The organism is Wohlfahrtiimonas populi (assembly GCF_002006795.1).
Lineage (GTDB): Bacteria > Pseudomonadota > Gammaproteobacteria > Cardiobacteriales > Wohlfahrtiimonadaceae > Wohlfahrtiimonas > Wohlfahrtiimonas populi.
The window spans coordinates 460,085-478,239 of the sequence record NZ_MVDN01000001.1 but is presented as its reverse complement, the minus strand read 5'-3'; the positions used below and the strand labels follow the sequence as shown (position 1 = coordinate 478,239).

19 protein-coding genes are annotated in these 18,155 nt (G+C 36.7%); 12 read left to right on the top strand and 7 right to left on the bottom strand.

Translation table 11 applies throughout. The features are described 5' to 3' along the window. Positions 1-35: 35 nt before the first annotated feature. Both BZK16_RS02395 and dnaB read right to left on the bottom strand, forming a co-directional pair. Complete coding sequence (locus BZK16_RS02395) at positions 36-1,001, bottom strand: hypothetical protein (protein WP_077927288.1); 966 nt, start codon at positions 999-1,001, stop codon at positions 36-38. A 9-nt stretch (positions 1,002-1,010) separates the two neighbouring features. Beyond that, complete coding sequence (dnaB, locus tag BZK16_RS02390) at positions 1,011-2,393, bottom strand: replicative DNA helicase (RefSeq protein ID WP_077927287.1); 1,383 nt, start codon at positions 2,391-2,393, stop codon at positions 1,011-1,013. Positions 2,394-2,623: 230 nt separating this feature from the next. On the opposite strand from dnaB, the gene BZK16_RS02385 reads away from it, so the two are divergent. The 8 genes from BZK16_RS02385 (at position 2,624) to htpX (ending at position 8,831) form a co-directional block, all read left to right on the top strand. Then, on the top strand, positions 2,624-3,280 hold the full coding sequence (locus BZK16_RS02385) for a DUF882 domain-containing protein (protein WP_077927286.1): 657 nt from the start codon (positions 2,624-2,626) through the stop codon (positions 3,278-3,280). 78 nt (positions 3,281-3,358) lie between these two features. Then, positions 3,359-4,000 (top strand): orotate phosphoribosyltransferase, encoded by a 642-nt coding sequence (gene pyrE / locus BZK16_RS02380; RefSeq protein ID WP_077927285.1) that lies wholly within the window; start codon positions 3,359-3,361, stop codon positions 3,998-4,000. 1 nt (position 4,001) lies between these two features. Then, positions 4,002-4,607: an NUDIX domain-containing protein gene (locus BZK16_RS02375; protein ID WP_077927284.1), complete on the top strand. Its 606-nt coding sequence runs from the start codon at positions 4,002-4,004 to the stop codon at positions 4,605-4,607. A gap of 12 nt (positions 4,608-4,619) precedes the next feature. Beyond that, positions 4,620-5,237 carry an L-threonylcarbamoyladenylate synthase gene (locus tag BZK16_RS02370; RefSeq protein ID WP_077927283.1) on the top strand — a complete coding sequence of 206 codons (618 nt, stop codon included), beginning with the start codon at positions 4,620-4,622 and terminating at the stop codon, positions 5,235-5,237. 104 nt (positions 5,238-5,341) lie between these two features. After that, positions 5,342-5,698: a 50S ribosomal protein L19 gene (gene rplS, locus BZK16_RS02365; protein ID WP_077927282.1), complete on the top strand. Its 357-nt coding sequence runs from the start codon at positions 5,342-5,344 to the stop codon at positions 5,696-5,698. Between the two features lie 63 nt (positions 5,699-5,761). Further along, positions 5,762-6,631: an ELM1/GtrOC1 family putative glycosyltransferase gene (locus BZK16_RS02360; RefSeq protein WP_077927281.1), complete on the top strand. Its 870-nt coding sequence runs from the start codon at positions 5,762-5,764 to the stop codon at positions 6,629-6,631. A gap of 5 nt (positions 6,632-6,636) precedes the next feature. After that, complete coding sequence (locus BZK16_RS02355; RefSeq protein ID WP_077927399.1) at positions 6,637-7,881, top strand: O-antigen ligase family protein; 1,245 nt, start codon at positions 6,637-6,639, stop codon at positions 7,879-7,881. A 56-nt stretch (positions 7,882-7,937) separates the two neighbouring features. Continuing rightward, the gene (htpX, locus tag BZK16_RS02350; protein WP_077927280.1) at positions 7,938-8,831 is read left to right on the top strand and encodes a protease HtpX; all 894 of its coding nucleotides are present in this window, start codon (positions 7,938-7,940) and stop codon (positions 8,829-8,831) included. Between the two features lie 66 nt (positions 8,832-8,897). Here the strand turns inward: htpX and ybeY are convergent, their stop codons facing one another. Both ybeY and BZK16_RS02340 read right to left on the bottom strand, forming a co-directional pair. Further along, positions 8,898-9,368 (bottom strand): rRNA maturation RNase YbeY, encoded by a 471-nt coding sequence (ybeY, locus tag BZK16_RS02345; protein WP_077927279.1) that lies wholly within the window; start codon positions 9,366-9,368, stop codon positions 8,898-8,900. Then, positions 9,361-10,323 carry a PhoH family protein gene (locus BZK16_RS02340; protein ID WP_077927278.1) on the bottom strand — a complete coding sequence of 321 codons (963 nt, stop codon included), beginning with the start codon at positions 10,321-10,323 and terminating at the stop codon, positions 9,361-9,363. The genes ybeY and BZK16_RS02340 overlap by 8 nt, the downstream gene beginning before the upstream one ends. Positions 10,324-10,522: 199 nt before the next feature. On the opposite strand from BZK16_RS02340, the gene pilB reads away from it, so the two are divergent. Genes pilB through BZK16_RS02320 form a run of 4 tightly spaced genes read left to right on the top strand, consistent with a single transcriptional unit; the run spans position 10,523 to position 14,336 of the window. Further along, positions 10,523-12,211: a type IV-A pilus assembly ATPase PilB gene (gene pilB, locus BZK16_RS02335; protein WP_096777489.1), complete on the top strand. Its 1,689-nt coding sequence runs from the start codon at positions 10,523-10,525 to the stop codon at positions 12,209-12,211. A gap of 20 nt (positions 12,212-12,231) precedes the next feature. Next, the gene (locus tag BZK16_RS02330; RefSeq protein WP_077927277.1) at positions 12,232-12,612 is read left to right on the top strand and encodes a RidA family protein; all 381 of its coding nucleotides are present in this window, start codon (positions 12,232-12,234) and stop codon (positions 12,610-12,612) included. Beyond that, a complete protein-coding gene (locus BZK16_RS02325) occupies positions 12,613-13,302 on the top strand; it encodes a pseudouridine synthase (RefSeq protein WP_077927276.1) in 690 nt (229 codons plus the stop codon). It abuts the gene before it with no gap. Then, positions 13,299-14,336: a methyltransferase gene (locus BZK16_RS02320; protein ID WP_233145155.1), complete on the top strand. Its 1,038-nt coding sequence runs from the start codon at positions 13,299-13,301 to the stop codon at positions 14,334-14,336. Before BZK16_RS02325 ends, BZK16_RS02320 begins: the two co-directional genes overlap by 4 nt. Positions 14,337-14,412: 76 nt before the next feature. Here the strand turns inward: BZK16_RS02320 and pckA are convergent, their stop codons facing one another. The 3 genes from pckA to BZK16_RS02305 form a co-directional block, all read right to left on the bottom strand. Continuing rightward, positions 14,413-16,026, bottom strand: a complete 1,614-nt coding sequence (gene pckA / locus BZK16_RS02315; RefSeq protein ID WP_077927274.1) for a phosphoenolpyruvate carboxykinase (ATP) — start codon at positions 16,024-16,026, stop codon at positions 14,413-14,415. Positions 16,027-16,127: 101 nt separating this feature from the next. Then, positions 16,128-17,294, bottom strand: a complete 1,167-nt coding sequence (locus BZK16_RS02310; RefSeq protein ID WP_077927273.1) for a D-alanyl-D-alanine carboxypeptidase family protein — start codon at positions 17,292-17,294, stop codon at positions 16,128-16,130. Between the two features lie 16 nt (positions 17,295-17,310). Beyond that, the gene (locus tag BZK16_RS02305) at positions 17,311-18,153 is read right to left on the bottom strand and encodes a septal ring lytic transglycosylase RlpA family protein (protein WP_077927272.1); all 843 of its coding nucleotides are present in this window, start codon (positions 18,151-18,153) and stop codon (positions 17,311-17,313) included. Positions 18,154-18,155 lie beyond the last annotated feature (2 nt).

The following is an 18,155-nucleotide window of genomic DNA, read 5'->3' as shown; positions in this document are numbered from 1 at the left end:
ATGAAATAATTTATTAATTTTGCTCAATCTTTGTACTAATTGATGTTCTCATTACTTTGTAAGTTTGAGGAGATGATCTTTTGTCTAAAGGTACTTAATCGAATAGACTGATCATCTTCTCTTTGAATTTCATAGATAATTTCATAAACAACAGTAGGGTTTTCTGCATCAGGTGAAATATTGGGTGAATCTATGGAATATTTGGATAAAACACCACATAAACGTTTATTTCGAGCTTCATCAAAATATAGCTCTTGGTTATTATCGTAAGTTTGTATGGTGAGATTAACATCAGGGGATGTGCGTTGAACCAATTGTGGTAATCCTTGTGCTAACACTTTTTCTAATAAAACAGTGACTTCAGGATTTGTGCATTCTTCAATAATTAAAGATTTCTCAGGTTGAATCTCTGCTGTGATGACTTCTTCAGTTGATTCTGATCGTTGATTTTGTTTGGACTGTTCAGGTTCAACTTCAGGTGCTTTAACGTCTACAGGTGTTGTTTGTGGCTTTGGTGCGATTGCAATAGGCTGATCAATGATGTCATCATTCAAAAATGGTAATTCAATTAAGCCAGATTGCCATGCATAAACGCCACCGCCAGCAACGATAATTGCCAGTAGGGCAAGCGGTAATACTTTAGATGCTTTCTTTATTTTTGGTTCAGGCTCTGTAATTTCTTCAGGGTTATAATAAGTAGTATTGTCTGGTTCAGTGTATATTTCCTCAACGATCGCTTGTGGTTCCTGCTGAGTAGATAATTCAGCATGTAGCAAAGGATCAGACTTTGCGACTAAACCAATGTGTAATAGTTGATTGAGATATTGTTCACACTCAGCAGCAGATAAATTCTCCTTTAATATGTGTGGTGTACCATCAAAAAGAATCACAATTTTCTCTTCACTCAGTTTAAAGACAATTTGTGCGCGTTTCTTAACCTCTTCTGGGTTAAAGTTGCCGGCTATTTCTCCATCAAAATATATTTTATAGCTCTGTTGCATTGAGTACCTCTATAATTCGTCGTTATAATTAGTATTGCCGTAATCAATTGTTGTTAAATCTGTAAATCTTGAGTATTTACCTTGGAAGGCAACTTTTACTGTACCAATTGGGCCGTTACGTTGTTTACCAATGATGATTTCTGCGATGCCTTTATCAGGGCTGTCTTGATTGTATACTTCATCGCGATACACAAAACAGATTAAGTCGGCATCTTGCTCGATCGCACCTGATTCACGTAAGTCACTCATGATTGGGCGTTTGTTTGGGCGCTGCTCTAGGCTTCGGTTTAACTGTGATAATACAATAACAGGAACTTCTAGCTCACGAGCCATTAATTTTAGGGAGCGCGAAATCTCGGAAACCTCTGCAACACGCTGATCGCCTAAGCCAGGAACTTTCATTAACTGCATATAGTCCACCATGATTAAGCCGAGATCTTTATGATCACGTTTTAATCGGCGCGCACGCGCACGCATTTCAGATGGGCTTAAACCACCCGCATCATCAATGAATATTTTTGTTTGGTTGAGTTGTTTAGTTGCACTCACTAAACGCTGCATTTCGTGCGTATCTAATTTACCTTTACGTAGATTTGTTTGTTCAATACGGCCAAGAGAAGAGAACATACGCATCACTAGTTGTTCTGCGGGCATTTCTAGGCTGAATACAGCAATTGGCTTTTTAGTTGAAATAGCTACAGCTTCAACAATATTCATGGCAAAGGTTGTTTTACCCATGGAAGGACGACCTGCGATAACGATCATGTCGCCATTTTGCAAGCCTGATGTCATATTGTCGAATTCAGACAAACCTGTTGGGGCACCTGTAATACCGTCTTCAATTTTACCTAATTCTTCTAAGCGTTGAAGAGAAGCTTGTAAAACTGTATTAATGTCTAGTAGACCTTCACCTGCTTTTGTGCCTTGTTCAGCAATTGAAAATACGCTTTTTTCAGCTTCTTCTAATAATTCAGCGCAAGTTCGACCTTCTGGGTTAAAGCCATTATCAACAATTTTGGAGCCTGCACCGATCAATTGGCGGATAATCGAACGCTCACGAATGATATCAGCATACGCTGTAATATTGGTTGCTCCAGTTGTTTCAGAGGCAAGCATTGCTAAATATGAGCGGCCACCTGCGTCATCTAGTTTGCTTTGCTGTTCTAAGTGATCAGAAACAGTTAAAATATCGATAGGTTTGCCAGATTCTGCTAACTGCTGAACAGTTGTAAAGATTAATCTGTGATCACCTCGATAGAAATCAATAGGATTGAGTTTTCCATCAATTCTTTGCCAACCTTCAATGTCATAAAGAAGCGCGCCTAAAAGTGCTTGTTCTGCTTCAATTGAATGAGGTGGTATTTTAAGTTGTTGAATTTGTTGATCATCCATGATTTTGCAATGTTCCAAACATAAGGTGAAGATAAAGAAATGATTCTAGCATATATCAATATTCTTTTATCTAGCGTGACTCTTTTTGATATTTCTCTTGCATGAACACTTATATATAGTTAGAATTATTCTCATCTATTGTATTTTTAGAAGAATTTGTCTTGCGGATTTACAATATTAAATTTGTAAATCAGAGGTGTAGCATTTTAAAATTAAAAGAAAGAGGTAGTATGGATACTCTCGAAAATAATCAACCAAGCATCATTCAAACGGTTGATGATACCTTATTGTATGAGCAATATATTTCTGCACATAATGATTTAGTGTGTGAAAATCGTAGAAACTTATTAAAATTAGCCACAGGTGCTATAGCAGCAACTTCTTTAATGGGTGTATTTGCAATGCAGCCAGCACTAGCAAAAGAAGCTGTGACTAAAGAGCGTGAATTGAGAATTTTCACACCAGCCTTGGGTGAAACAAGTCGCATCATTTATTGGATTCCTGGCGAAGGTTATATTCGTGAATCACTAGATGAAATTTCTTGGGCATTGCGTGACCGCAGAACTAAAACTGCAAAATTATATGATCCGCATGTTCTAGATCAGTTATTCGCATTGCGCTTGCAGTTAGATTACCATAAACCAACTCATGCATTGAGTGGTTATCGTTCACCGCAAACAAATGCTATGTTAAGTCGTACAACACGTGGTGTTGCAAAAGATAGCTTCCATATGCGTGGACGTGCAATTGACATTAGAATGCCAGGTACATCAACATCTAACATTAGACGTGCTGCGCTTTCATTGAGAGCAGGTGGCGTTGGTTATTACAGTCGCTCTAATTTCGTACATATTGACAGCGGACAAGTGAGAACTTGGGGACGTTAGTTTTAAAAGAGTATAATCAGCCATGGTAACATGGCTTTTTTTTCGAATATTTTTTATATTTTAAGTTTAGGAATCATCATGAAGGATCATCAAAAAGCATTCATCGAGTTGGCAATTCAATATGAAGCGTTAAAATTTGGCGAGTTTACATTAAAATCTGGCCGTGTTAGTCCATATTTTTTCAATGCAGGTGCATTTAATACAGGCGAAGCATTAGCAAAATTAGGTGAGTTTTATGCTGAGATGATCAAAGAGCATCAATTATCTTTTGATATGATGTTTGGTCCTGCTTATAAAGGTATTCCTTTGGTTTCAGCAACAGTATCAGCATTGTATAATAAGTATCATCAAAACTATCCTTGGAGCTTCAACCGTAAAGAAATTAAAGATCATGGTGAAGGTGGTATGATCGTGGGTTCAGCATTACAAGGTGATGTGTTGTTGATTGATGATGTAATGACAGCGGGTACAGCAATTCGTGAGTCTATTGAATTGATTGAAAAAGCAGGTGCAAGACCAACTTGTGTGGTATTGATGTTGGATCGTCAAGAGCGCGGTCAAGCTGAATTATCGGCAGTACATGAAATGCGCCAAAATTATGGTTTAACAGTATGTTCTTTGATTTCTATGGGTGATTTAATCAGCTATTTAGAAGCATCTGGTGATAATATTGAAACATTAGAAAACATGAAGAAATACCGCGACCAATACGGAGTGTAAAATGACATTGCCCGATGCTCAGAAAATTAAAGTAAAAAGCTTAACTCGCAAATATGATGGTTTCTTTAAGATTGATGAGTTAATTTTTGATCATCCCACTTTTAAAGGTGAGATGATTGAAAATATTCGCCGTGAAATATTTGTGAGGTTAGATGCTGTAGCTGTTTTACCTTATGATCCTGTTCATGATACTGTTTTATTGACACGACAATTGCGCATTGCATCTGCAGGTAAAATGGAATCACCATGGATTGTTGAGTTGATTGCTGGATTGGTGGATAAAACTGATGAAGCTTTTGTGAATGTGGCTGAGCGTGAGGCATTGGAAGAAGCAGGTTTAAATATCAGTAATTTGATACCGATTTGTGATTTCTTCCCATCAGTTGGTGGCAGTAATGAAAAATTATATCTATTTTTAGCTTTAACTGATTTATCACAGGCAGGTGGTTATTTTGGCTTAGCTGAAGAGCATGAAGATATTGATGCTTTTGTTGTTTCAAGAGAGCAAGCAATGGATATGATTTTTGATGGTGAGATTCAAACTGCTTCAACAATTATTGCGTTACAATGGTTGCAATTGAATCATCATAGATATCAAAGAAAATAGTTTGAGGTTGTTATGATTTTATATATGCATCCAGAAAATCCACAGGCTAGAGCAATTTTACAAGCTGTGGAGATTTTGCGAAAAGATGGAATATTGGTTTATCCTACAGATTCTAGTTATGCTTTTTGTTGCATGATTGGTAATCAACAGGGAATGGAACGTATTCGTCGTATTCGTGAAGTGGATGATGATCACTTTTTCTCATTGGTATGTCGAGATTTATCGGAATTAGCAACGTATGCAATGGTGGATAATAGCCAATATCGTTTGTTGCGTGCTGTATTGCCTGGTCCTTATACTTTTGTATTAAAAGGTTCTAAAGATATTCCGAAAAAATTGCTGACGCCAAAACGTAAAACAATTGGTTTGCGCGTGCCAGATCATCAAATTACTAAAGATTTATTAGAGGCTTTGGGTGAGCCTTTGTTATCAACGACGGTAACATTGCCCAACTATAGCGCTGAAGATTTGCGCGAAATTTATCAAATTGAAGATCTGTTAGAAAAGCGAGTAGATGCTATAATTGATGCAGGAGATTGTAGCCATTCACCGACAACGGTTATTGATTTGACTTCTGGCGTGCCAGAAATTATTCGTGAGGGTGCAGGTCCTATAGATATTTTTATCTAGCATGAGACAAAAAATATGCAATTTATTTTTAAATGGTATACAATGCTCTCCTTTTTATGGTTACCAATTATTATAATTGGTTTTGAACAATAGGTTTATCAATTATGAATATCGTACAGCAATTAGAGCAAGAGATGATGAGCCGTCAGCTTCCTGAATTTTCAACAGGAGATACGGTTGTTGTCAACGTTAAAGTTAAAGAAGGAAACCGTGAGCGTATTCAGGCGTTTGAAGGCGTAGTTATCGCTAAACGTAATCGCGGTATGGGTTCTGCATTCACAGTTCGTAAGATTTCTCATGGTGTTGGTGTTGAACGTACGTTCCAATCATTCAGCCCATTAATCGCTTCATTAGACGTTAAACGTCGTGGTGATGTTCGCAAAGCGAAAATCTACTACTTGCGTAATCTTGAAGGTAAGGCAGCTCGTATTAAAGAGAAGCTTACTATCAAAGCTAAATAATTTTAGACAATTATTTATGAAAAACCCTAGAATACCCTTCTAGGGTTTTTTTATTTCTGGATTATGAAAAAAATAATTTATTGCATTACAGATGGAAAAATTGGGCACTTTAGACAAAGTGAAGGCTTAGCAAAAGCATTACAACAATTAAAATCAAATGATTATGATATTCAAGTATTACCAAAATTTTCATTATGGCAATGGCTCAAAAGTTTTGGTCAATGTGCAAAAGGAGTCGAAGCTAATAGCATAGTGATTGGCGCTGGGCATAGAACACATTTTAGTTTGCTATATTACAAATGGAAGTGTGATGCAAAATCGATAGTGATCATGAAGCCATCATTACCAAAATCTTGGTTTGATTATTGTATTGTGCCAAAGCATGATGGATTGTCTGAGCAGGGTAATGTATTAGTGACAGAAGGCGCAATGAATGCATTATCATTAATGCCTGTGAATAAAGAAGCTCAAGTTTTGATTTTGATTGGCGGGCCAAGTTCTGCATGTGAGTGGAAAAATGAAGATATTTATGAGCAATTATCGCAGAAAGTCCAATTGGCAGATGTGAATACAAAGATTATTCTATCAACATCACGAAGAACACCTAATGATTTCATACAAAATTTACCTGAAGATATTATAGATAAAGTTGAATTGATTGATTTTAAAGATATTGATGCATCGTGGTTGCCAGAGCAATTATTAAAAAGTAAAGAAGCTTGGGTGACATCAGAATCAATCTCGATGATTTATGAAGCTTTGAGTGCTGGCTGTATGCTAAAAACAATTGATGTCATGGGATTAAAAGGTAAAATAGCACAAAATTTAGAGCATTTAATCTCTACCCGCAAAGTGAATAGTAATTTTATTCAGTTTGAGAGATTAAATGAGTCTACTCGAATTGCACAACAATTATTAAAATTAGGATTATGAATATGATGAACTGCCTGAAAGAAAAGATGACGCAGCAGAATATAGCGTTGTTTCTTTTTGTTGCATTTTTTTGGTTATATATTGCAAAAATGGGTGTGTATAACGGGGTTGTTATAGCAACAACGTTATGGGGGATTTATTTTTGTGTGCGTAATAGAAAAGATGTGTGGCAATACTTTAAAGAAAGTTTTTTTATCTATCTTTTTGGTCTATTGTTTATTCCAATTGTAATTTCTGCGTGTTTTAGTGTTTTACCTAAAGATAGTTGGAAGACAGTTTTAAATTTTTCTAGATTCTTTTTTATTGCGGGTTTAATTATTTTATTTAATTTATCGGCATTGAACAAAGTGCGTTATGGCGTGCTTGCTTTTATCGCTCTGATTGCCCTAGATGCAACAGTTGAGTGGTTGACAGGTTATCATTTAACTGGGGTGAGCCGTGATCGTAATCGTATCATGGGATTGTTCCAGTTCTATCATTTAGGTTATGTATTAGCAACATTGACACCAATTATTTTTTATCAAATGATTCTCTCTTTTATGGATAAACAAAAGAGTAAATATTTTTGGTCTATCATTTCAATTTGTTCAGTTTTGGTAATATTTGTAGCAGGCGCACGTGCTGGTGTTATTACACTTTTGGTGAGTTGGAGCTTAATGGTTCTATGGTTGATTGTACAAAAGAAAGTTTCGTTAAAAAAAGTTTTAGCATCTTTAGTGGTACTTGCTGTTATAGGTATTGGTATTTCTCAAATTCCAACAGTAAAAAATCGTTACATTAATCCTTATCAAGAAACAGAAAAAGTTGAAATTGGTAGTTATGAATGGTTTGATAAACTTTCTTCTGCACGTTTAGTTTTATGGGAGTTTGCATGGAAGCAGTATCATGAAAACCCAATTATTGGTGCAGGCACAGGAACTTTTCATCAGGAATTCTCTTCTCAGCCCAAAGAACTAAAGAGGCAGCATGATGAAGCTTTTTTTCCTCATTTTCATGGACTTGAAGTACTATCTCAGACGGGCACTTTAGGATTTATATGTTATTTGCTAGCAGTGAGCGCAGTGTTGGTGATGTTATTAACAGCAAAGCAGTTTTCAGTTTGGTTAACGGTCGCATTTTTGGCGATGATGCCTATAAATTTACATGTAGCATTTTATGGTAGCTTTTGGGCGGTGTTGATTTGGATACCATTAATTTTAGGGCTTCGTGAACGTTACCTATTAATGCAAAAAGATCCTGTGAATGCTTGAAAAAATCTACAGTAACACCATTATTGGTTCAATAAATTATTGAGGGAATTATTGATATGTTTAAACGTATGATGTTATGGGCTGTGACGAATATTGCTGTCATTGCCGTTATTACTGTAATTTTGTCTGTGACAGGATTAGGTGGAGCATTGAATGGTGGGCAGGGTTTATTGCCAATGTTGCTAGCAGCTGCTGTCGTTGGTTTTACAGGCTCAATCATTTCATTATTGATGTCCAAAAAGATGGCCATTCATGGTATGGGCGTTTATGTGATTCAGCAACCAGAAAATCAAATGGAAGCCTGGTTGGTTGAAACAGTAAGAAGACAAGCTGAAGAAGCAGGCATTGGTATGCCAGATGTAGGTATTTTTGATTCTGCTGATCCTAATGCTTTTGCAACAGGTGCAAATAAAAATGCTTCATTGGTTGCCGTAAGTACAGGTTTATTGCACAACATGAACCAAGATGAAGTAGAAGCTGTGTTAGGGCATGAAATTGCACATATTGCGAATGGTGATATGGTAACATTGACCTTGATTCAAGGTGTTGTGAATACATTTGTTATTTTCTTATCACGCATTGTTGCTGGTATTATTACAAATGCATTGCAGGGCAATAGCGACAGTGATAATGATGCACCTGTAGAAAATAGTGGTACATTCTTTATCGTTTCATTTGTTCTACAGATTGTATTTGGCTTTTTAGCATCGATGATTGTTGCATGGTTCAGCCGCCAAAGAGAATTTAGAGCTGATGAAGGTGGTGCGCGTTTAGCAGGTAAGTCTAAAATGATTGGTGCATTGCAAGCGTTACAAAACCAGCATGCTAATGAAGATTTACCTGGTAACTTGGCTGCATTTGGTATTTCAGGCAAGTTCACTAGTTTATTCAGTAGCCATCCGCCTTTAGAAGTGAGAATTGAAGCATTACGTAATAACTCGCAATTTTAATTAGAAACAGTATATAAAAAATAGCCCATTTTAAGATGGGCTATTTTTTTGAGTAAAATTTAATATTTAATCAATTTCATAAGGATTAGCAATTGAGAGCTTTTCTAGAATCTCTATCTCTAAACTTTCCATTTCTTCTGCTTCTTCTTCGATAATATGATCATAGCCTAAAAGATGCAAAACACCATGTGTTGTCATATGTGCTAAATGGTTTTCAAAAGTTTTATCTTGCTCGATAGATTCAGCTTCAACTACTGTTAGGCATATGATCAAATCACCCATGAAATAAACTGAAGAATCAGGAATTTCATAATTTGCAGGAAATGATAAAACATTCGTTGGTTTATCTTTACTGCGATAATCATTGTTGAGTGCTTGAATTTCTTCTGCATCCGCGAAACGAATGGTTAACTCAACTTCATCTTCTTCAATATCAATGAAAGATAATGCATTATTTACCCAAAGCTCTAACTGTTCCTGTGTCGGAATATTTGGATATTCTGTAGCATTTTGCACATCTAAAATGAGGTTAGTCATTTTTTGCATCCTCAGCAGCTTGATAAGCATTGATAATTTTTGCAACCAAAGGGTGGCGAACGACATCTTTTGAATCAAAGAAAGTCATTGTAATGCCATCAACGTTGTTTAAAACAGTCATTGCATTTTTTAAGCCTGATTGAACGTGTTTTGGTAAGTCGATTTGTGAAATGTCACCTGTAATTACTGCTGTAGAATTGAAGCCTAAACGTGTTAAGAACATTTTCATTTGTTCAACAGTTGTGTTTTGTGCTTCATCTAAAATAATGAAAGCATCATTTAATGTACGACCACGCATGAATGCTAATGGTGCGATTTCAATGACATTGCGCTCAATAAGTTTTAAGACTGTTTCAAAACCTAACATTTCATATAAAGCATCGTATAAAGGGCGTAAATATGGATCGACTTTCTGTGTTAAATCACCTGGTAAGAATCCTAGTTTTTCTCCAGCTTCCACAGCAGGGCGAACTAAGATGATTCTACGAATATTTTGGCGTTCTAAAGCATCGACAGCAGAAGCAACAGCTAAGAATGTTTTACCAGTACCCGCAGGGCCAATACCAAAGTTAATAGCATTGTGTGCGATTTCAGATAAATAGTGTTTTTGATTGGTACTACGACCGCGAATCAGGCCACGTTTATTTTTAAGTACGACTTCTTTATGATTTTCGAGGGTCTCTTCAATGAAATCATCCCTATCAAATTGGGTGCTGTGCAAAGCTAAGCGAACAATATCTTCATCCAATATTTCTTCAGCAGTGGAATCATAGAGATGCTCTAAAATTGTTTTTGCTTCAATTTCTGCTGCTTCTTCACCAGTGATTTTGAATTTAGGTCCACGATTCGCTATTTCAACTGCAAAATGTTTTTCAATCAATTGTAAATGTGAATTTAGGTTACCGCATAAATTAGTAAGACGCTCATTATTATCAGGAAAAGTTAGCTCAAACATTAATAATCAATCATCCAAAAATGAGATTCATTATACACGGAGAAGAAAGGGAGTCTAAGCTATTTCTATGGTAGAAATAATCGGCTATAATCAATAAAGTATAAAGAATTTTCATTTCAAACAAGAGAGAATTGGCGTGGCAATAAATCCAACACAAACAGATGCAAACCCAAGCACTCAATCACAGAGCTTAACAATGATGAGATTAATGCAGAATAATCTTGTGAGAGCTCTGCTAGCAAAATCAATCATTACAAAAGAGCATCTTGATAGAGCAGATACTTTGATGCAAGCAGAGAAATACTCTTTGGTTAAAGCATTATTGACATTGAATATTTCAGCGAATGAAATTTATAAAGTGACGCAAGAGTTATCAAATGCACCACGTTTTGATATGCGAGCATTTGATGCAAGTACTAAGCTACCAGATTTTTTAACTACAGAAGAGATGGAAAAAAAACTGGTTTTTCCATTGCGTTTAAGAAATGGTATTTTGTATGTTGCAGTTGCAGATCCCTTTGATGCTAGAATGTTAGAAACGTTGAGATTTAAATCACGTGCGATTATTGAACCGATTTTAGTAGCACCATCACAATTGGTGGCTCAATTTCAATCTCAAGGTGGTGTAAACCGCGAAAAACTGCAAAGTCTCTTTAACCAAATGGAAAAAGAGAAGCCAGCAGAGCAAGAGAGTGAAACAGCTGTAACTTTTGATTTGTTGAGTGAAGCAGATAGTTCTCCAATTGTACGTTTTATCAATGGCGTTCTAGCTGATGCGATTACACGAGGTGTATCGGATCTTCACTTCGAACCTTATGAACATAGTTATCGTATTCGTTTCAGAATCGATGGTGTTTTACAAGAGGTGTACTCGCCCCCTGAAGCATTTAGAGATCAGATTGCCGCACGTATTAAGGTTATGTCACAATTGGACATTACAGAAAAACGTGTGCCACAGGATGGCCGTATTAAGGTTTCCTTAAAAGGAAAAATTATCGATTTCCGTATCAGCGTTTGCCCTACATTATGGGGCGAAAAAGTTGTAATGCGTATTTTGGATAGCTCGGCTGCAAACTTGAATATTGAGATTCTAGGTTTTACGGATATCCAAAAGAAAAATATCTTTGATGCAATTGCGAAACCTCAAGGTATGATTCTTGTAACAGGGCCAACAGGTTCTGGTAAAACAGTTACATTGTATACATGTTTAGGGATTTTAAATAAACCAACCACTAATATTTCAACGGCAGAAGATCCTGTTGAAATTAACTTGGAAGGCATTAATCAGGTACCTGTGAATCCTCGTGTGGGTTTAGACTTTGCGGCTGCATTGAAATCATTCTTACGACAAGATCCAGACATCATCATGGTGGGTGAGATTCGTGACTTAGAAACAGCGGATATTGCCATTAAAGCTGCTCAAACAGGTCACTTGGTTTTATCTACATTGCATACTAACTCAGCACCAGAAACATTGACACGTTTGATCAATATGGGCGTGGAGACATTTAATATTGCATCTACTGTTCATTTGATCATTGCTCAACGATTAGGTAGAAGATTATGCTCATATTGTAAAGAGCCAGTGCGCATCGATCCTCGTACATTGGAAGGATTGGGTTTCACATCCATGCAATTAACAGGTGAGATTTTTGGGCCTGTGGGTTGTGATATGTGTAATAAAGGCTATAAGGGTCGTGTTGGTATTTATGAAGTGATGCCGATTTCTGATACGATGGAGCGCATGATCTTAGATAAAGCAAGTGCTGTTGATATCGCAGATCAAGCAGAATTGGAAGGCGTTGATAGTATTCGTAAATCTGCAATCAAAGCAGTCGTTGCAGGTGTTACAAGTATTGACGAATTATTGCGTGTAACCACAGATTAATTAATAGTTGGAGACAAAGAATGAAAAAAGTAGTGAATTCACCACGTGCACCTAAGGCTGTAGGTCCTTATTCTCAAGCACAAATTTTTAAAGATTTATTGTTCACATCAGGGCAAATTCCATTGGATCCAGAAACGGGTGCAGTGGTTGGTAATGATGTTAAAACTCAAGCACAACGCGTGTTTGAAAACTTGAAAGCAGTTTTAGATGAAGCAGGTGCATCATTTGATACAGTTTTAAAAGCAACATGTTATTTAAAAAACATGGAAGATTTCGCTGATTTCAACGAAATTTATGCGCATTACTTGGGTGAAAGCTTACCAGCACGTTCATGTTTTGAAGTTGCTCGTTTACCAAAAGACGTTCTATGTGAAGTAGAATTAATTGCGTACGTTAAATAAATGCGTTTAGATCAATTTCTTCAGAAAACTTTAGGTGTTTCTAGGCAAGATGCAAGAAGCATCCTAAAGAGTAAAAAAGTGGTAGTGAACGAAGAAGTGGTCAAACAAGCAAAACATCAACTCGATCTATCTCAAGATCGAGTTTTTTATTGTGATGATGAGCTTGTGTACCAAGAGTTTTTCTACTTTATGTTGAATAAGCCCAAAGGCTTTGTTTCAAGCCATACACATGATGGTGGCACGCCAATCTATGATCTATTGGAAGATTATTCCTTTGTGGGTTTGCATTGTGCGGGGCGATTGGATGTGGATACAACTGGATTAGTTTTAGTGACAAATGATGGGCAATGGTCGCATCGTGTTGCGCATCCTAATCAAAATTGCTTTAAACGCTATTTAGTTACTTTGGCTGAAGACATTACATCATCATCTATTCAGCAGCTTGAAGAAGGTGCTGAGTTGCATGAAGGTAAAGCTTTGCCAGCAAAAGTTGAAGTGATTTCACCACAGCAGATTTACTTAGAAATCAGCGAAGGAAAATTCCATCAGGTTAAGCGTATGTTAAAAGCTGTAGGTAATGAAGTGGTTGAATTGCATCGTGATCGAATTGGTAATATCAATTTAGGTGATTTAGCTGAAGGTGATTATCGTGAATTGACGGATGCTGAGATTGAGGAGTTTTTATCATGAATGAAGCGTTCAGTGCTTTATCAAATTACGCACAAAAATATTCAAGTTTAAATTCCCTATGGTTTGTGGATGAAAACTATGATGTTTCTGCAAACCCTGTTTTCATTACATCTACTGAAGCTGTCACAAATCGCATCGATATTGCTGATTATTTAAAGCAATATGGCTCTGTGAATTTATCTGATTATGATTGCACGCAATATGCTGATGCAAGCTTTGATATTGTGTATTTACGTGTGCCAAAAGCCAAAGCTTTATTGAATCATTTGATTCGTGAAGCTATGCGTATTTTGAAACCACAAGGTAAATTAATTTGTGTGGGTTTCAATGATGAAGGCATTAAGAATACTTTCAAGAAAATTGAAAAAGCATTTGGTGAATTGGTTGAACAGGAATTATTAGGCAAAGGTTTAAGGATTGCAGAATTTTCTTTGATTAATCCAAGGATTGATCAAATTGAAGATCGCGATTATGCTGTTATCAAATCGATTGCGAATGAATTATCTCTGAGTTTATCGAGTAAAGCAGGCATTTATGGCGCTGAAAAAATAGATCAGGGAAGTTTGTTTCTATGTGAAACAGTGCTCCAACATTATGATCATCAAACTTTTGAGAAAGTATTGGACATTGGCTGTGGCAATGGTTTGATTTCATTGGTGCTTGCCAAGACATTTGCATCTAGCGAATTCATAGCAACGGATAATAATATTACGGCGGTAACATTGTGTGAATTGAATTTTACTAATAATGATGTGAAAGGTTCGGTCATTTTAGATGATTGCGCTGATACAATTGCATCTAAGCAATTTGATTTGATTGTCAGTAATCCACCTTTTCATCAAGGATTTGATACATCAGAAAATCTCACGATTCGATTTTTAGCAGCAACAGAGCGTTTATTGACTAAAAGAGGCGAAGCTTGGTTTGTCATGAATCGTTTCTTAAAAGTTGAATCTTTAGCGAAAAAAACTTCTTTACAAATGGACCTAATGAGTGAAAACTCACAGTTTAAAATCTTAAGATTTAGAAGATAATGATGAAACATTAAGCTATAAAAAAATCCCACAATTCTCAAATTGTGGGATTTTATTTTATTGGAAAAAACTAAAATTAGTCTTTCTTAGGGCCAGCTGCAACCAAAGATGCACCTAAATCTGTATCTGTATAACGTGCAAAGTTAGTAACAAAACGACCGGCTAAGTCTTGTGCTTTAACTTCCCATTCAGATTCAGCTGAATAAGTTTTACGTGGATCTAGTAATTTAGCATCAACATTTGGTAATTCTGTTGGCATTTCTAAGTTGAAAATTGGCAATGTTGCTGTTGGCAATTGATCAATTTCACCACTTAAAATAGAGTTGATGATTGTACGTGTATCTTTCAAAGAAATACGTTTGCCAGTGCCATTCCAACCTGTGTTAACTAGGTACGCTTCAGCGCCGGATTCTTGCATTCTCTTCACTAAAACATCAGAGTATTGAGTTGGGTGAAGTAATAAGAATGCCGCACCAAAACATGCTGAGAATGTTGGTGTTGGTTCAGTGATACCGCGTTCTGTACCTGCAACTTTAGAAGTGAAGCCTGATAAGAAGTAGTACTGAGTTTGTTCAGGTGTTAACTTCGATACAGGTGGGAATACACCAAATGCATCAGCTGTTAAGAAGATTACTTTCTTGGCAGGGCCAGCTTTTGAGATTGGCTCAACGATATTTTCAATGTGATTGATTGGGTAAGAAACACGAGTGTTCTCAGTTTTTGAACCATCATTAAAATCAATAGTGCCATCTTCTAATACAACAACGTTTTCTAGCAATGCATCGCGGCGGATTGCACCATAGATTTCTGGTTCAGCTGCGCCAGATAAGTTGATTGTTTTAGCGTAGCAACCACCTTCAAAGTTAAACACACCATCATCATCCCAACCATGTTCATCGTCACCGATTAATTCACGATTTGGATCTGTTGATAATGTTGTTTTACCTGTGCCAGAAAGGCCGAAGAATACTGCAACATCACCATCTTTGCCAACATTAGCAGAGCAGTGCATTGAAGCAATACCTTTCAACGGTAATAAGTAGTTCATTACAGAGAATAAACCTTTCTTCATTTCACCGCCGTACCAAGTACCGCCGATCAATTGGATGTTTTCTGTTAAGTTGAAAGCTACAAAGTTTTCTGAATGCAAACCATGTTCTTTCCAGTTAGGATCAGAGCATTTTGCACCATTCATTACTGTGAAGTTAGGTTCGAATTCTGCTAATTCTTCAGCTGTTGGACGGATGAACATGTTAGTCACAAAGTGAGCTTGCCATGCAACTTCAGTAATGAAACGCACGCTTAAACGTGTGTCTTTGTTTGCACCACAAAAAGCATCAACAATGAATAGCTTTTTGTTTGTTAATTGATTCGTTACAACGTCTTTCAATGCAGACCATGATTCTTGTGATAAAGGATCATTGTCATTCTTTACACCGCCAGTGCCATTCCACCAAACAGTATTTTCAGTTGTTGCATCTTTGACAATAAATTTGTCTTTTGGAGAACGACCAGTAAAAATACCAGTGTCCACTGCCAATGCACCTAAATTTGTTAAGGTTGCTTTCTCGAAACCAGTTAATGATGGATCCATTTCTGCTTCATATAGCGCATCATAGCTAGGATTATGGATAATCTCCGATGCTACAATGTTCTGTGATTGCAAAAATGCCTTAATCTTGTCGATCATTTCAATCTCTCCGGGATGATTGTCAGTGTAAAGTAAAAAATATTAAAGTTCGATATTATACTCGAATGCTACTCTTTTACTACAGCTGATTGGATTTAATACTAAAATAACTGTGTTTTAACCTTTTGAAATTTGTGCTGGAATTTGTATTTAAACTTATCCCAATAGCGCTTTACAAAGCTTGCTTCTTCGATCGTGCTTTCCGCATATAGTGGCGTTGTTAAGATCGTTTTATTACCGTTCTTAACAATAAATTTGCCGATCGGAGCGCCTTTTTCAATGGGTGCTAATAATGGTTTTTGAACTTCAATGGATGATGTTAACTCCGCATATTGACCGCGCGGATAAGTTACATAAACATTTTTATCTGATACTAATTTTACGTAATCAGAAGTACCTTCATGGACTGGAGATTCTAAAATTACTTGATTTTGATCATATAATTTTTTGTGTTCAAAGTTAAGAAATGCATAGTTGAGTAGCTCTGTGGATACTTGAGCTCTTTCTTTTTCATTGTTGGTGCCTAAAACAACAACAATTACCCTAAAACCATTACGAACTGCGCTTGATGCAAGGTTATAACCAGCTGAGCTTGTGTGACCAGTTTTAATGCCATCTACGCTTGGGTCTGTCCATAATAAAGTGTTACGGTTTTTTTGTGTAATATTATTCCACGTGAAAGATTTTTGTGAATAAATTTTATAGTGACTTGGGAAATCATTGATTAAGTGGCGAGAAAGTACTGCTAAATCGTAAGCGCTGCTGTAATGATTTGCATGTGGCAAACCTGAAGCATTCATGAAATTACTATCATTCATGCCAAGTTCTTGTGCTTTTTTGTTCATTTCCATGGCAAAGATAGATTCGCTACCGTGTAGATATTCAGCTAAAGCGATCGAAGAATCATTGCCTGATTGAATGACCAAGCCCAATACTAAATCATGGACAGTTACTTTTGAACCAGCTTCTGCAAACATGCGTGAGCCTTCTTGTGACTGAGCGTAAGGTGAGATTGTCACTTGTGCATCTTCTTTGATGACACCGTTCTCAATTGCTTCTGCCACTAAGTAACTTGTCATGACTTTTGTTACGCTAGCTGGTTCTAGGCGTTGGTTGCCGTTGTAATCTGCTAATACTTCACCAGTATCATAATCCATGATGACCCATGCTTTAACTGGTAGATTAACAGGAATAGGGGGTAGTTGTTGCGCAAATCCAGCTCCGCTTGTTGAAAGAACTGAAAGGCACACTAAAAGAATTTTTTTCATAAAACTACTCTATGCTCTATGGTTGAAGATTAAAAGTTTTTGCAGAAAGCCCTTGATTCTTTAACGAAACAGCGGCTGATTCTGCATCACGTTGGTTATTATAGCGATGAACAATCACGCGGTAAAATTGACCGTCATAGTGAACTTCAGCAGGCAAGCTGTAAGCTTGTCTGATTTGGTCTTGGTAATTGCTGGCATTATATTCACTGCTATAAGCATTCAGTTGTACTGTATATGATCCATTTTGATTAGAAGGTGGAATGTAAGTATTTTCATTCGTCACTTCAATTTTGTCACCACGAGAATCAGAAAATGATGTTTCTATCGGTGGTGGCGTATATGTATGTCCATAAGCGGCTTTACTACCACTCAGATATTGATAAGGTTTCAAAGCTTCTACTTTAACTTTTGCAGTACCTTTCGCAATGACGCCTAAATCTTTTGCAGCTTGATAAGATAGATCGATGATTCTACCTTTTGAGAATGGACCGCGATCATCCACGCGAACATTAATAGATTTACCATTTTCTAGGTTGGTAACTTTAACATAAGTAGGAATGGGTAAAGTTTTATGGGCAGCAGAATAGTTATGCATATTATATGGCGTGCCACTTGAAGTGCGTTTGCTATGAAAATCTTTGCCATACCAAGAAGCAATACCTACTTCGCTATAACCTTTAGATGTTTCTTTGACTTTATAGGTTTCGCCCATGACTTTATAGCTTTTGGGGTTACCATATTTGCTCACAGGCTCTTCTTTGGGGATAGCACCATTTTTAGATGCTTTACCGTCAGAGCTGCTACATCCAGCGATAAAGAGAGAAAAAATAATTAATAATATAAGATTGCGATTAGGCATAA